Origin of the sequence: Paraburkholderia silviterrae (assembly GCF_004353915.1) — a bacterium.
GTDB lineage: Bacteria > Pseudomonadota > Gammaproteobacteria > Burkholderiales > Burkholderiaceae > Paraburkholderia > Paraburkholderia silviterrae.
The window spans coordinates 89,880-105,448 of the sequence record NZ_SMRP01000016.1; the positions used below are offsets into that span (position 1 = coordinate 89,880).

Below are 15,569 nucleotides of genomic sequence, written 5' to 3' on the forward strand. Positions count from 1 at the left end.
TCTTTATCCGATACGAAATGGCGAAGTTTCAGGATCAGGACGTCATTGAAATCGTGCGCGGCGGTTCGCGCCTGCTGGTTGCACCGCAAGCCGGCGGGCGGCTCCTCTCATGGCATCTGCACGGCGCGCCGATCATCCACTGGCCCGACGCGGCCGACTGGAGCCAGCCCGAGCTCGTGCGCGGCGGCAACCCGCTGCTGTTTCCTTTCATCGCCCGCCATCGCGTGGACGGCCGCATTGGTTTATGGCGCGACGCGCAGGGCGTGGTGCGCGAAGTGCCCATGCATGGTTTCGCGCGAACGTTGCCATTCGAGGCGCAAGTCGATCCGCAAGGCGACGGTGTGCGCATGACGTTGACCGATAGCGAGGCGACGCGCACGGGCTATCCATTCCGCTTCCGTTTCGAAGCTGTTTATCGACTCGTGGACGAAGTGACGCTCGACGTCGAGCTGATTACGACGAATACGGCAGCGGCTAAAGCAGCCGATACGCTCGAGCACTGCATGCCGTATTACGCGGGTCATCATTTCTATTTCACCCTGCCGCATATGCAGCGCGGCGAGGCGACACTCGTGCTGCCGCGCAACGTGTACCGGCATCAACTGGCGGACGGCACAACGAGCACGCCGGAGGCGGGCGCCGCGCGCTACAGATTCGACGACCCACGGATCGTCGACCGGTTTCACTGTCTCGAAGGCGAGCCGGCGGGGCCGGTCCGCATCGAAATGCCCACGCTGCGGCGCGCTGTCGAAATCGATCTGCGCCGGTCCGGCTCGGTGCCCTGGTACGCCGTGACCTCGTGGACGCTCGCGCCCGACTCGGACTTCTATTGCGTGGAGCCATGGCTCGGCCTGCCCGATGCGATTCACAACGGCCTCGGCCTGCGCTGGCTGGAGCCGGGACAGACGGAGACGGCGTCGTTGCGCATCGGCGTGAGCGCGCTCCATTGAAGGGCGATTCGAGCCGGCTTGAGCGCACTGCGAGCCGCGCGGCAGGGCCGTTGCGCGGCTCGCATGCGCCGTATGACTTACAATCTGTGACATACCTGACAACTCACCGCGTAGCACCAGACCATGGCTGAGCAGAAAGCGCCGAACATGCCGGCGCGGATTTACAGCGACATCCTGAACCGCATCATCGAAGGCGAATACAAGGAAGGGGAGCGGCTGCCGACCGAGCATATGCTCGCGGAACGCTTTGCAACCTCGCGTCCCACCGTGCGCGAAGCGCTCGCGCAATTGCGTGCGGATGGCATCATCGCCACGCGCCACGGCTCGGGAACGACGGTCATGCGCCGGCCCGACCCGGACGTGCGCCGCTTCGCCCCGCTCGAAACGTTGTCGGACATTCGGCGCTGCTACGAGTACCGTGTGGTCGTCGAATCGGGGGCGGCTGCGCTCGCCGCGCAGAAGGCCGACGACGACGATATCGCAGCTATCCGCCGTGAATGGGACAACCTCCAGACCATCGTCGAAACGTCGGGCATTGGCGCGAAGGACGACTTCGCGTTTCATATGGCCGTCGCCCGCGCTTCGAAGAATCAGTTCTTCATCACCGCGCTCTCGGGCATCCAGGAGCAGATGGTGTTCAGCATGAATCTGTCGCGCAATCTCTCGCTCGTGAAATCCATCGAGCGGCAGCGCATCGTGCAGCAGGAGCACCTCGAAGTGCTGGAAGCCATCCAGGCGCGCGACGTACCGCGCGCCGCGCAGGCCATGCGCGACCATCTCGAACATGCGGTGAGCCGCATGTTCGGCTCTTGATCCACTGAGGGCGGGCTGAACCGGCGGCGCGGCTGGGTTCGCGCCGCGCAGCAACGATCCTGTCGCGCGGCTTGCGCTTCGAACGATTTTTGCGGCGTATTTCCGAAGGGAAACACCATGGGTTCGAACCGGCGCTGCGGCCCCGCGTATTGGCGTTTGCTCAGGACCAAAATTCTCGCCACCCTGACCGGGATGCTGGCCACCGCGTTGCTGGCCGCTCCGGCTTGCGCGCGTCACGCTCTTGAAGCGGACTCGCGCACGGTCGCGGCAATTGCCAGTGGCCGCATGCCGATCGACACCCCACAGGGCCACGTAGGCCACGTAGAGTTCGCGCTCGACATCAGCGCGGACTGGAGCATGCCGCAGCCGGAGATCGTGCGTGCGGTAATCGTGCTGCACGGGCGCTTGCGCAACGCCGACGACTACTACCGCACGGCGCAGCGCGCACGCGCGCAGGCCGAAGCGGCGGGCGTGGATCCAGCCGGCACCTTGCTGATTGCCCCTCAGTTTCTCTCGACCGCCGACACGCGGGCCCATGACGCGCCGCCCGAGCTCCTGAGCTGGGATGGCAACGCGTGGATGGGCGGGGCCGATGCCGCGACGGGCGCGCCGGTGAGCGCCTATGCGGTGCTCGATGCGATCGCACGCCGCCTTGCCGATAAGCAACGCTTTCCCAACCTGGAGACCGTCGTGTTTGCGGGGCACTCGGGCGGTGCGCAGGTGCTGCAACGCTATGCGATCGCATCGGGAACGCCGGAGTCGCTTGCGAAAGCGGGCATCGCCGTGCGTTTCGTCGTGGCGAGCCCGTCGTCGTATGCGTATTTCGACGCGCTGCGGCCAGGTGCGGATGGAGCGCCTGCCAGCTTCGACGCCGCACACTGCCCCGGCTTCGATACCTGGAAATACGGCATGGAGGCGCGCCCTGGCTTCATGCTCGGACATACGCCTGCGCAGCTCGAAGCGCGCTATGCACAGCGGCACATCGTCTATCTCGTGGGCGGCGCGGACGATGATCCCGCCTCGGTTTCACTCGACAAAATCTGCGCGGCTGAGGCACAAGGGCCGCAGCGCCTCGCGCGGGCCCAAGGATTCTTTCGCTACATGCAGACGCGTCATCAGGCGGGGCTGAATCAGGAGTTTCACATCGTGCCCGGCGTAGGCCATGACGGCGCGCGCATGCTGACTTCGCACTGTGCAGTGAAGACGATGTTCGATGTGGGAAGCTGCAACGGTTGAGCGAAACGAAAGCGCGCAAAGAAAAAGCGGGCTCCGCTTCGCGCGGATCCCGCTTTCTGGCAGACCGTGACGCCCGTTCGGGCGCCCGGTCGACAACGCCGAAGGGCGTTGGTCTGGCTCGTTACACCGCTTGCTTCGCGCCACGCGCGGCTTGAGCGGCAGCCTTCGACGCAGCCTTGGTGACCGCTTCGAAGTTGCTTTCGGCCATTTCGGCGGCTTGCCTGGCGGCCTTGTTCACCGAATCGTAGGCGCCTTGCGCAGCCGTGATCGCCGACTTGAATGCCGCGACGGCCGTTTCCGAGCCAGCGGGTGCGTTCTTCGCTGCGTTGTCGATGAGCGATTGCACGGCTTGCTGCTGCTGCTCGATCTGGCCTTGTGCGGCTTGCGCGAATTCCGTGTGCGCGGCCGAGACGATCGCGTAGACGTTGCGGCCATAGGCCAGTGCCTTCTCGGCGGCCGGCTGCGTGAAGCCTGCCTGCAGGGCGAAGAAGCCTTGCGGATCCTTTGCCGAGAGCGTGCGCTGGGCATGTTCCTGGCCTTCGGCGATGGCGGCGCGGGCCGTTTCGATGTTCAGCTCGGCAAGCTTGACCGCGCCTTCGAATGCCTTGTTCGTGAGACCGAAGAGCGCTTCGAGACCGGCTTTCTGGGTTGCGGCGAATTGTTCGGGGGTAGGCAGAGTCATGTCGTCGTTCCTGATGGTGGACCGTTACGCGTCGGTTCCGTTACGAAAAAAAGAAAACTTTCTGTCGATCACCGGTTCGCGTATTGGTGCGATGCAGCAATCGACTTCATGATATCTCAAAAGAAAGTCGTGTCAAGAGAATTTTTGTGCGCTGCATCAATTCAGTAAGCACTTGATTCGCATCGGGAAATCGAGATAAAGCGAAGGCTTCCTGAAAGCATCTTGCGGCGCACGGGATTTCCTATGCGAAACGCATGAATCGCGCGCCGAGTTCCGGGTTTTTCCTGGCGCAATTGCATTGGATTTGGCGCCGGGTATCGCCCATGCGCGATCGGCACGGGTCCCGCGCGGAAATATTGCGTGCGCGAGCGCCGCACCGCTCAGGCGCTGCCTGGTTGAGTGCACAAACTAGTCAGGGAGCTGGATCGATGCATATGCACCGTTCCGGCATTTATACGCCTGAGGGCATCTCCGGCTGGCTTCTGCGCGGCGCGAGGCGAGGGCGCATAATGCGCGGATCGCCGTGCGGGCAGCGCCTTGCGTCATGCCGGTGGTCATGCCGGTGGCTTACCGATCCATGCGCGTTCCCTGCGCTCTGTGCAGTCCTTGTTGCGCGCGAGGGAATAAATCTGCCGCGCGGCGCGTTATCCCAAACTGAAACGCTACGGCACGCTCACGTGAAAACTTCCCTTTCCGCTAAACCCGGTTTCGAAACGATGGCCACCGCGCAGAAATACACGCGTGTCGCGGTGCTGTTGCACTGGGCGATTGCCTTGCTGATCCTCACTAACGTCGCGCTCGGCCTGACTGCCGCGCTGTTGCCCGACGGCACGCTTTCCGACGAGTCGATCCGCTTTGTCATCGATACGCACAAATCCATCGGCATTGCCGTGCTGGGCCTCGCGATCCTGCGCGTGCTATGGCGCCTCACGCATCGGCCGCCGCCGCTGCCCGCCGAGTTCCCTTCATGGGAGCGCACGGCGGCGCACGCCGCGCACATCGCGCTATACGTGCTCATCTTCGCGATGCCGCTCTCCGGCTGGTTGCACGACTCGGCCTGGGTGGCCGCCGCGTCGCATCCTATGTATCTGTTCGGCCTCTTTCAGTGGCCGCGCATCGGCTTCATCATGAATCTCGATCCGGCGATCAAGAACCAGCTGCACGATCAGTTCGGCGCGCTGCACACGGCGTGCAGCTACGCGCTGTACGGCGTGCTTGCGCTGCATGTCGCCGGCGCGCTGAAGCATCAGTGGGTTGATCGTCATTCGGTGCTGCGCCGGATGATGCCGTGAACGCCAAAAAAAGGATTGTCTTGAACGACTCGCTCGACCAGGTGCTCGCACGCACGTCGCCGCGCCTCGCGCCGGTGCGAACGCCGCTTGCCAGCATCGCGATTCATCTAGGTGTCATGGTGCTTTGGGGCATCTTGTTTGCACGCGCGTTCTATCTCCAAGGCGTGGTCGCGTGGTCGACCGGCATTGCCTATGTGATCTACGACACGCTGCTGCTCGTATTCGTGGCCTGGCAGGCGCGCGTGCTGCTGCATCCTGCCGGCCCGGTGGCTGCGACGGCGCTGCCAGCTTCGCAGCCGACGCCGACGCTCGGCGTGATCGTTGCCGCGCACAACGAAGCGGCTGTGCTGCCGATCACGCTCGACGCGCTGTTCGCGCAGACTCGCGCCCCGCAGCAGATCGTGATCGCCGACGACGGCTCGATCGATGGCACCTCAGCGCTGCTCGCAGGGCGTTACGGACTGTCCGATCCGGGCGAAGGGCGCCTGAGCATGCCTTCACCCGACTATCCGGGCCTGCGCTGGCTGAAGCTGCCGCACGGCGGCAAGGCGCGCGCACTGAACGCGGCGCTCGGCATGATGGAAACCGACGCTGTGATGACGGTCGATGCCGACACGCTGCTCGAACCCGATGCCTGCGCCGCGATGGTCGACGCGTTTGGCCGCGAGCCTGCGCTCGTGGCGGCGGCGGGGCTGCTCACGCCGGTCTGCGGCACCTCGCCGAGCGGGCGCTTTTTTCAGTGGTTCCAGACCTACGAATACATTCGCAATTTCATCTCGCGTTTTGCCTGGATGCGCGCGGACAGTCTGCTGCTTGTCTCCGGTGCGTTCGCCGCCTTCCGGCGCGAAGCGGTGATGGCGGTGGGCGGCTTCGATCCGCAATGCCTTGTAGAGGATTACGAATTGATTCACCGTCTGCGGCGCCATTCGGCACGCCAGGCGCTCGGCTGGGACGTGCGCGTGATCGGCGCCGCCCGCGCGCGCACCGACGCGCCCGGCACGCTCGCCAGCTTCCTGCGGCAGCGCCGCCGCTGGTTTGCGGGCTTTTTGCAAACCCAGTACTGGTATCGCGACATGACCGGCAATCGCCGCTACGGCAAGCTTGGCCTCATGATGCTGCCGGTGAAGGCGTTCGACACCGTGCAGCCGATATACGGCCTCACGGCGTTCGCGCTGTTGCTCGGCTTCCTCTTCGACGGGCGGTTCACGATCGTGCTGCCGGTGCTCGCGGTAATCGTCGGGAAAATCGCGATCGACCTCGCCTTCCATTTGTTTTCGGTGCACCTGTACCGGCGCTGGAGCGGGGACCGCACAAGCTCGAGCTTCGGCATGGCGTTGCTCGCGGCAATCTTCGAGCCATTCTCGTTCCAGTTGATGCGTCACGCCGGCGCCGCGCTCGGCTGGCTGCATTTCCTGCTCGGGCGCCGCAAGTGGGGCGTGCAGCAGCGCACCGGCCTCGGCGCAACCCGGGGGCGCGGGGCAGCGGCTCAGTCGCGCTGAGTCTCGTTCTGGCTGCTCGCGCGCGCGGCGTTTGCAGGTGAAAGGTCAGACCTAAGCCGATGTCCCGGTGATCGGGTTCATGCATGACCATCGGCGTGCGCCGAAGATGCACTATGATGAGGCAAGCGGCAGTTCGGCGGCGCTTGTCGCCCGCGCGCAACCCGGTGGTGCATGGCGCCTTGCACCATTAATGCGCGCAATATGCGGTCTGCGGATGGCATACAGCTTGCTTTTTAGCTCGTACCGCAGCGCGCCGCGCATGACGAGAAGCTCATGCGCGCAGGAAGCGTCGCTGCATCTACGCGCGAGAACGAGCCGATGCAAGTCCATGACGAAATGCGCGACGAGGGCGCGGTGCGCCCTCACTACGAACGTTTCCAGCACTGGCTGGAGCGGCAGACCAGCGAGACCATGGCGCGCAAGCGCGCCGAAGCAGACCTGCTGTTCAGACGTGTCGGCATCACCTTCGCAGTCAACGGCGACCTGTCGGGGACCGAGCGGCTGATTCCGTTCGATCTGATTCCCCGGATCATTCCCGCCGACGAGTGGGCGCTGCTCGAGCGCGGCTTGCGCCAACGCGTGCAGGCGCTGAACCTCTTTCTTCATGACGTCTATCACGAGCGCAATATCGTGCGCGCCGGCGTGATTCCTGCAGAGCAGGTCTACACCAACGCACAGTATCGGCCCGAGATGCAGGGCATCGATCTGCCGCTGGGCGTCTATGCGCACATCGCGGGGATCGACATCGTGCGCGATGGCCGCGACGGCGCGTTCTACGTGCTCGAAGACAATCTGCGCGTGCCTTCCGGCGTCTCTTACATGCTGGAGAACCGCAAGATGATGATGCGGCTCTTTCCCGAGCTGTTCGTCCAGCACAAGGTGGCGCCCGTCGCGCATTACCCCGACTTGCTGCTCGAGACGCTGCGCTCGTGCGCGCCCGATGGCGTGGACGATCCCGTCGTCGTGCTGCTCACGCCGGGCATGTACAACTCCGCGTATTTCGAGCATACGTTTCTGGCCCAGGAAATGGGTGTCGAGCTTGTCGAGGGCAGCGATCTATTCGTAGAGGATAACTACGTATTCATGCGAACGACGCAGGGGCCGCGGCGCGTGGACGTCATCTATCGCCGTCTGGACGACGACTTCCTCGACCCGCTCGCGTTTCGTGCGGACTCGGCGCTCGGCGTGCCGGGGCTGCTCACGGCGTATCGCGCCGGTCGTGTCGTGCTGGCAAACGCGATGGGAACGGGGGTCGCCGACGACAAATCGATCTATCCTTACGTGCCGGACATGATCGCGTTCTATCTCGGGGAAAAGCCCATTCTCAACAACGTGCCGACGTGGCAGTGCCGGCGGCCCGAAGACCTTGCCTGGACGCTCGATCGCCTGCCCGAACTCGTCGTGAAAGAAGTCCACGGGGCGGGCGGGTACGGCATGCTGGTCGGCCCGGCTTCGACGCGCGAGGAAATCGAGGCGTTTCGGGCGCGGCTGCTGGCCCGTCCGGCCAATTACATCGCACAGCCCACGCTGTCGCTTTCCGCCTGCCCAACCTTCGTGGAATCCGGCGTCGCGCCGCGCCACATCGATCTGCGTCCATTCGTGCTGTCGGGCAAGAAGATCCAGCTCGCGGCGGGCGGGCTCACGCGAGTCGCGCTCAACGAAGGATCGCTGGTCGTGAATTCGTCGCAGGGCGGCGGCACGAAAGATACCTGGGTGCTCGAATGAGCGCGTCCTGGATAACCACGAGCGCTGGAATCGAAGAGGAGCGACCATGCTGAGCCGTACCGCCGATCACCTGTTCTGGATGGCCCGCTATATGGAGCGCGCGGAGAATACCGCGCGCATGCTCGACATTAACTTGAAGGCGCTGCTGCTGCCCGGCAACGCCGACGACGAGGCGCGCACCCATCGCGCGGTGCTGCGCATATCCGAGCTCGATGCGGCCTTCGACACGCGCCACGACAAGACAACGCGCAGCAACGTACTGCACTTTCTCGTGGCGGACCCGACCAACGCGTCCAGCATCTATTCATGCCTTCTGGCGGCACGGGAGAATGCACGCGCGGTGCGTGGCACGCTCACCACCGAGTGGTGGGAGACCGTCAACGACACGTGGCTGCAATTTGCCGGGCGTCTGGGTGGGGATGAGCTCAATACGAACCCGGACGCGCTGTTCGAGTGGGTGAAATTCCGCTCGCATCTTTCTCGCGGCGTTCGGGTCGGCACCGCACTGCAGGACGACGCGTTGTATTTCACGCAGCTCGGAACCTTCCTCGAACGGGCGGACAATACGGCACGCATTCTGGACGTGCGTTTCATGGAGGTCGAACGGCCGGATTCACGCTCCGCCGCGCGACAGCTCGAGGATTTTTACTACTGGACCTCGATCCTGAGCTCAGTGTCCGCGCTCGAAATCTACCGCAAGGTGTATCGCGACGTGGTGACGCCCGCGCGCGTGGTCGAGCTGCTGATTCTCAACCAGCAGATGCCGCGATCGCTGCTCGCCTCAATGGAGGGCGTCTGTGCGAATCTCGCGTTGCTGCGCACCGATGCATCGCGCGAGGTCGAGCGCGCGGCCGGCAAGCTGCGAGCAGAGCTCCTTTATTCGGACCTCCGGCAGATATTTTCGGTGGGCGTGCATACGTTCCTCACGCAGTTCCTTGTGCGCGTCTACGAGCTCGGCAATCAGGTAGCGCGCACCTATCTGATGCTGCCAGTCGGCTAGCGTGAATGTGCATAGTTCGATATCCAGATCGTTTCGCTGAAGGAAATTCGCCATGCAGCTCGCAATTCGCCACGACACCGTGTACCGCTACGCAGCGCCGGTGCATTACTCGATCCAGCAACTGCGCCTCGCGCCGCTCACGACGCCTGCACAGATCGTTACGCAATGGCATGTGGATGCGCCCGGCAAGCTCGAAACGAGCCGCGACGCGTACGGCAATGCGCTCATGACGCTGGTGATATCGCGCCAGCACAAGGAGATCCGCCTGCGTGTGCGCGGGGAAGTGGAGACCATCCCGCTCGCCGACGGGCGATTGCCGGAGGGCGAGGGGCCGATCCCCACGCATCACTTCACCTTGGCCACGCGCCTCACGGAGGCGGACGAGGCGCTCACGGAATTCGCCCACAGCCTTGCGCCGCTCGACGACACGGCCGCGATTCTCGACGCCGCAGCGCGCATCACGCAGCGCGTGCAGTACGAGTCCGGCGTGACCGACGTGGCGCACACGGCCGCCGACGTGTTCGCACTGGGCCGCGGCGTCTGCCAGGATCACGCGCATGTGATGCTGGCCTTGTGCCGCGCGCGCGGTGTGCCAGCACGCTATGTGAGCGGCTACTTCGATCCCGGCGATGTGCCGGAGATGGCGAGTCACGCGTGGGTTGATGTCTGGCTCGACAACGGCTGGGTCACCGTGGACGTGACGCACGCCTGTTTCGCAAGCGAGAAATATTGCCGGATTGCGGTGGGGCGCGATTACGAGGCGGCCGCGCCGGTGCGCGGGCGGCGCATTGGCGGCTCGAGCGAAACGCTCGACGTCAGCGTGAAGGTCAGCGCGCAAGGCGCTCAGCAATAGTTTTCTCGCTATAACAACGGGGACAGTATCGGTTTCGCATGCGCAACACTGGCGTGGCGCATGCGAGAATCGGTGCTTCACGACACGAGGCGAACCAGGATCATGACGTACTGCGTGGCGATGGCGGTGGAGGAGGGACTCGTTTTCCTTTCGGATACGCGCACCAATGCGGGCGTGGATCACATCAGCACATCGCGCAAGATGGCGGTGTTCGAGGAGCCCGGCGAGCGCGTGCTGGTGCTGCTCGTGGCCGGCAATCTCGCGATCACCCAAGCCACGCTCCAGGAGCTCACCGAGCAGCAGGATCCCGCCCGGACCACGCTCTGGAACGCATCGAGCATGGTCGAGGCCGCGCGCATCGTGGGCGAGGCGGTGCGGGAAGTGCATCGGCGCGACGCCGAGGCACTCAAGCGTTTCAATGTCGAATTCAACTGCAGCTTCATTCTGGGCGGCCAGATGCGCGGGCAGCCCATGCGGGTTTTCCAGATCTACGCGGCGGGCAATTTCATCGAGACCTCGAGCGTCAATCCGTACTTCCAGATCGGCGAATCGAAATATGGCAAGCCGATCATCGACCGCGTGCTCACGCCGCGCACGCCGCTTGGCGAGGCTGCCAAATGCGCGCTCATTTCAATGGACTCGACGCTGCGCTCCAACCTGTCGGTGGGCCTGCCGCTCGATCTGCTCGTGTATGAACGCGACACGCTGCGCGTGACGCGCTACGCCTCGCTCGACCATTCGAACGCCTATTTCCAGATGCTTCACTCGACATGGGGCGAACGCTTGCGCCAGGTGTTCGGCGAGATTCCCGATCCGCTGTGGACCGACAACGGCAACGCACCGCGCCATGAGCGCGCGGACTTTCCGGCGGCGCCTCATGCGCCGAACGCGGGCCCGAATGACGAGCCGCGTCCCACGCAGACGCTCGCGCAAGGGCCTGAGCCGACGATACCGCCGCGCGACGCCTGAGCGCGGTATCCTCCTGCGAGGCGCGCATGGCGCGTTTCTCGACCGCACAGGAGGCAGGCCGATGAAGCATGACGACCCGAAGGCAGCAAACCAGGACAACCAGCAAGAGCTCGATGCTCACGGCGGCCCCGACCATGACGGTCCGCAGGATCCTGCCCGCCGGCGCGTGCTGGGCGGGATCGCAGCGGTGGGCGTGGGACTCGCGCTCGGCGGCTGCCAGTCGCCCGGGCAAACGCAGGGCGCGGCACCTCGCAGCGCAGGCGATACGCGCCTCGACGCGGCACTGCGCGATCAGGTGCGCCACATCGTCGTGATCTATGCGGAGAACCGCAGCTTCGTCAACCTCTACGGCAATTTCCCTGGCGTGCAGACGCCGCTCTCCGGCGTGCCCGCGCAGCGCTACACGCAGCTCGACCGCGACGGCAAGACGCCGCTCGCGCAATTGCCCAAGATCTGGGGCGGCCTGGTCCCGCAGGCGCAGGAACTCGACGGCAAGCGCTACATGATCGGCGAGCAGGCCATCGCCGGCCTTGAGAACCGGCCGTTTCGCATCGTAGACGCGCATGGCCATCCGTTGCCGAACGGAATCATCACGCGCGATCTCATCCATCGCTTCTACCAGAATCAAATGCAGATCAACGCGGGCCGCAACGACCAGTTCGCCGCGTGGGGCGATTCGGGTGGTCTCGTGATGGGCTACTACGAGAATTCCGCCGATTCACTGCGGCTCTGGAAACTCGCGCAGCAATACACGCTTTGCGACAATTTCTTCATGGCGGCGTTTGGCGGCTCCTGGCTCAACCACATCTATCTGATCTCCGCGCAGGCGCCGTACTATCCCGACATTCAGTCGAGCCCCGCGAAGCATCTCGTCTCCGTGGTCGAAGGCGACGATCCGCTCGGCACGCGCTTGAAGCTCGCGCCCAATTGCCCGCCTTCGGCGCTCGGCGGGCCGCCCAAGTTCGTGAACGACGGTCTCTTCACGCCCGACGGCTATGCGGTCAACACGATGGCGCCGCCGTATCAGCCGAGCAGCGTGCGGCCCGCCGAGGACGGCAATCCTGCATGGGCCGATCCTGCCAATCCGCGCGTGATGCCGCCGCAAACCTGCGCGACGATCGGCGACCGGCTCTCGGCGAAGGGCGTCGACTGGGCCTGGTACAGCGGCGCCTGGCAGTACGCGCTAGACCATCTCGACACGGGAGCCGTGCCCGACTTCCAGTATCACCATCAGCCGTTCAACTACTTTGCCAACTATGCGCCGGGCACGGCGGCGCGCGCGCGGCATCTGCGCGATGCGGGTCTCGGCGACGAGCCGGCCACCAACCGCCTGCTCGCCGACATCGACGCCGGACGTCTGCCCGCCGTCACGTTCTACAAGCCACAAGGCAACCTGAACATGCACGCGGGCTACGCCGACGTGGCGTCGGGCGACCGCCACATCGCCGCCGTGATCGAGCATCTGCAGCGCAGCCCGCACTGGGCGAATACGGTGATCGTGATGACGCACGACGAGAACGGCGGCTGGTGGGACCCCGTCGCGCCGCCGCAGGGCGACCGCTGGGGGCCGGGCTCGCGCATCCCGGCGCTCGTGATCGCGCCGTTCGCGAAGAAGGGCTATGTGGATCACGCGTTCTACGACACGAACTCGATCCTGCGCTTCATCAGCCGTGTGCACGGACTCGCGCCGCTCGACGGCGTGGCGTCCCGCGATCGCGCCTTCGCCACGCGCGGGCAGACGCCGCCGGGTGATCTCACGGGGGCGCTCGATCTGGCGTGATGCCGTGTCGATGGCCGTGCGGGCGCTAGAAAGCCAGAAGCGAAACGCGCTCGCCGCCATCGCATGCCCCGAAGTCGATGAGCGGGGGTTGCTCATTGGAAACTCAGTTGCCGCTTCCGTGACTGAATCGATGAACTATCCGTCCGATCAATGAGTTGGCGAGATCCCCAGGCGGTTATCAACAGAGTTGTCCAGAAAAACTGTGGACAACTTTTTCGCCCAAAATTTGTGCATCCGTTGTGGCTTTTGCACACTTGCTGTTTCCGATCATAGACTTAGCGTGGATGTCCCAAGGTTGCCCACAAGGCTGTGAACAAAATCTGTGGACAAGCCCAACGCCGCGTTTCGTATCCGCTGCGAATCTGCTGCATTCGGAAACGGTGGGCACAATCCGATACGCATCAGATACTTGCCACAGTCGTCCCATGGTTACGCACAGGCCTCTCAACAAAATCTGTGGATAGCGCACCCATATGCTGACACGGCTTGCAACCGCCTTGCACGAGGCCCGGCTCGCGCCCGATAATCGCGCTCGATACGCCTGACTCGCGACACCTCGCGTGTTGCGATTTCTCTCCCCCTTCAGCGTCGCGCCGTGCTCAAGAACTCGCGCCTTGTCGGTCTTCTGCGTATTCCCGGCTTTTTGCCGCTTGCCGGCGCCACCCTGATGCTGGGCGTGGCGATGTCGTTCACCGCGCCGTATCTGTCCTTGTTCGGCGTCGAACGTGCCGGCATGACGCCATTGCGGCTCGGCGTGTTCATGACCGCGATCGCCGCGAGCGGCGTGGTTGCCAGCACGGTGGCCGGGCGCTGGAGCGACGCCACAGGCAAGCATCGGCTGCTGTTGCTTGCCTCGCTGGGTGCGGCCACGCTCGGCTATCTGTGCTTATGCATCGTGCGCGACTACCGCTTGCTGCTCGCGGTGGGCATTGCGTTCATCGGCGCGGGCGGCTGCGCGCTTTCGCTCGTGTTCTCGTTCAGCCGCGCGGCATTGCCGGCCGTCGACGACGCCGAGCGCACCTTCGCGAGCGCCACGCTGCGCACGATTCTTTCGGCGGCCTGGGTGTTCGGGCCGGCGGTCGGTGCGCTGGTGCTCGCGGCGACCGGCTTCTACGGGCTCTTCCTGTTCGCGGCGGCGAGCTTCGCCGCTTGCGGCACGATCGTCTGGCGCATGCGCGAGCCGCGCCTGGACGAGCACGCCACACAGCATCTGATGACGCGGCCCACGGCAGGGGAGGTCGCGCAGGAGCTTGCCGAAGAGGCGGTGGCGCCCTACGAAGGACAGCCGCTTACCCAGGCCGAAGTCCAGCCGGCGGTGAAGCAGCGCGTGCACGTGAGCGGGCCCGACGTCTCGCAGAGCGACATCATGCGCACCGTGGTTGCGCTCACGCTCATCGGCCTTGCCGCCAACGCGACGATGATCGTGCTGCCGCTCTATATCGTGCACGGCCTGCAGGGCACGCGCATCGACGTCTCGATCATGCTTGGTCTCGGCGCCTTCATGGAGATTCCCATGATGCTCGCGCTCGGCGCGAAGGCGTCGCGCCTGAACAAATTGCACTGGCTCGCTGCCTGTGCCGTTGTGCACGCACTGTATTTCGTGTCGATGTCGGCGGCGCCCGGCGTGCACGCGCTCATTCCCATGCAGATCCTCAACGCCTTCGTGGTGGCCGTCACGTCGTGTCTGGGCATGACCTACGTGCAGGATCTGATGCCCGAATCGCCCGGGCGTGCCACGGCGCTGTTCTTCAACTCCGCGCGGCTGGGCTCGATCCTTTCCGGCGTGCTCTCGGGCTTGCTCGTGCAGGCGTTCGGGTATCGCGGCACGTTCCTGTTCTGCGCCGTGCTCGCGCTTTGCGCGCTCGTGTTATTCGCTGTTCCGGGCGAGTTGTACCCGCAGATGGCGCGTGCCGCACGACGCTATATGAGGGAGCGTCTCCGGTCGCGTTCCGGGCGCGAGTAGACCGAGAAGTGCACGACAGATTGATCAGTCATCCAAATTAATCGTGAAAGGTGCAAGAGCGCGCGGCATCGAAGCGCTCAGTGCATGTACGTGACGCGGCGCGCGCGGTGGCTCAACCGCAGCCCCGCGTCGAGCAGTGCGATGGCGAACCAGCGCGCCGTCTTGAGCATGCCGCTCACGCTGGGCATCGGCAGCCAGTCGTTGAGCAGTTGCACGGCGGCCTCGCTGCGCGTCGACTGCAGCAGCGCGATCACCTGCAACAGCGAGCCTTCGTCCTTCGCCAGTTCGGACGCGCAGCGGCAGCGCGTGTCGAGCGGGCGGCACGAGGCGCGGCACAGGGTGGTCATCAGCAACGCGAAGTGGTCGATGCCGTCCGCGGCAAGCCCGGCATCGGCGAGCACGCCGCGCCAGCCTTCGGACTTGGCCGAAGCGTCGCAGTGCGGACGCAGCCAGGTGCGCACCGCGCGCAGCACGGTTTGTTCGGCGCTATCGGGATGCTGGACGAAGGTTTCGTCGAGCAACGTGTCATTTCTGGCGAATCGGGCGGTCGGGGTCATGAAGCCTCCTGTCGTGTCGGGCGGCAAGGGCTCCATGGTGCTGCAAATCCTGCGTAAATGCAAATGATTCGCATTTGCAAAATAAATCGATGCCAGATCAGAAGCATCCAGCGTGCGAGCGGCAGCACCCCGATCCCATGGCGCGCTAGAAAGGACTTTTCCAGTCAGGCCGCTTAATTGGGGGGCCGGAAGGGGCTAAAGTGCCGGACATGCGTGTACCAGCGCCGCTGGCGCACCGTGAGAGTTCGCC

Annotated in this window: 13 protein-coding genes; 11 read left to right on the forward strand and 2 right to left on the reverse strand. The window is 64.6% G+C overall.

Annotated elements, in window-relative coordinates; all coding sequences use genetic code 11:
• Positions 1-17: 17 nt before the first annotated feature.
• The 3 genes from EYW47_RS26440 to EYW47_RS26450 all read left to right on the forward strand — a co-directional run bounded on the left by EYW47_RS26440 (position 18) and on the right by EYW47_RS26450 (position 2,999).
• A complete protein-coding gene (locus EYW47_RS26440) occupies positions 18-950 on the forward strand; it encodes an aldose epimerase family protein (RefSeq protein ID WP_133197796.1) in 933 nt (310 codons plus the stop codon).
• A 123-nt stretch (positions 951-1,073) separates the two neighbouring features.
• Entirely contained in the window at positions 1,074-1,763 is a 690-nt protein-coding gene (locus tag EYW47_RS26445) for a FadR/GntR family transcriptional regulator (protein WP_133197797.1), read from the forward strand.
• 117 nt (positions 1,764-1,880) lie between these two features.
• The gene (locus EYW47_RS26450) at positions 1,881-2,999 is read left to right on the forward strand and encodes an alpha/beta hydrolase (RefSeq protein ID WP_240763932.1); all 1,119 of its coding nucleotides are present in this window, start codon (positions 1,881-1,883) and stop codon (positions 2,997-2,999) included.
• Between the two features lie 121 nt (positions 3,000-3,120).
• Here EYW47_RS26450 and phaP read toward each other — a convergent pair whose 3' ends face one another.
• On the reverse strand, positions 3,121-3,681 hold the full coding sequence (phaP, locus tag EYW47_RS26455) for a TIGR01841 family phasin (RefSeq protein WP_133197798.1): 561 nt from the start codon (positions 3,679-3,681) through the stop codon (positions 3,121-3,123).
• Between the two features lie 716 nt (positions 3,682-4,397).
• Between phaP and EYW47_RS26460 the strand changes: the two genes are divergently transcribed.
• The 8 genes from EYW47_RS26460 (at position 4,398) to EYW47_RS26495 (ending at position 14,762) form a co-directional block, all read left to right on the forward strand.
• A complete protein-coding gene (locus tag EYW47_RS26460) occupies positions 4,398-4,973 on the forward strand; it encodes a cytochrome b (RefSeq protein ID WP_133197869.1) in 576 nt (191 codons plus the stop codon).
• Positions 4,974-4,993: 20 nt separating this feature from the next.
• Positions 4,994-6,472, forward strand: coding sequence for a glycosyltransferase family 2 protein (locus EYW47_RS26465; protein ID WP_133197799.1), 1,479 nt, complete (start codon positions 4,994-4,996; stop codon positions 6,470-6,472).
• Positions 6,473-6,790: 318 nt separating this feature from the next.
• On the forward strand, positions 6,791-8,197 hold the full coding sequence (locus EYW47_RS26470) for a circularly permuted type 2 ATP-grasp protein (protein ID WP_133197870.1): 1,407 nt from the start codon (positions 6,791-6,793) through the stop codon (positions 8,195-8,197).
• A 46-nt stretch (positions 8,198-8,243) separates the two neighbouring features.
• The gene (locus tag EYW47_RS26475) at positions 8,244-9,197 is read left to right on the forward strand and encodes an alpha-E domain-containing protein (RefSeq protein ID WP_133197800.1); all 954 of its coding nucleotides are present in this window, start codon (positions 8,244-8,246) and stop codon (positions 9,195-9,197) included.
• 52 nt (positions 9,198-9,249) lie between these two features.
• Positions 9,250-10,050 (forward strand): transglutaminase family protein, encoded by an 801-nt coding sequence (locus tag EYW47_RS26480; RefSeq protein ID WP_133197801.1) that lies wholly within the window; start codon positions 9,250-9,252, stop codon positions 10,048-10,050.
• Positions 10,051-10,152: 102 nt separating this feature from the next.
• A complete protein-coding gene (locus tag EYW47_RS26485; protein ID WP_133197802.1) occupies positions 10,153-11,019 on the forward strand; it encodes a proteasome-type protease in 867 nt (288 codons plus the stop codon).
• 61 nt (positions 11,020-11,080) lie between these two features.
• Positions 11,081-12,799 carry an acid phosphatase gene (locus EYW47_RS26490; RefSeq protein WP_133197803.1) on the forward strand — a complete coding sequence of 573 codons (1,719 nt, stop codon included), beginning with the start codon at positions 11,081-11,083 and terminating at the stop codon, positions 12,797-12,799.
• 595 nt (positions 12,800-13,394) lie between these two features.
• Positions 13,395-14,762, forward strand: a complete 1,368-nt coding sequence (locus tag EYW47_RS26495) for a sugar efflux transporter (RefSeq protein ID WP_133197804.1) — start codon at positions 13,395-13,397, stop codon at positions 14,760-14,762.
• A 77-nt stretch (positions 14,763-14,839) separates the two neighbouring features.
• Here the strand turns inward: EYW47_RS26495 and EYW47_RS26500 are convergent, their stop codons facing one another.
• Positions 14,840-15,319 (reverse strand): hypothetical protein, encoded by a 480-nt coding sequence (locus EYW47_RS26500; protein WP_133197805.1) that lies wholly within the window; start codon positions 15,317-15,319, stop codon positions 14,840-14,842.
• Positions 15,320-15,569: the final 250 nt, after the last annotated feature.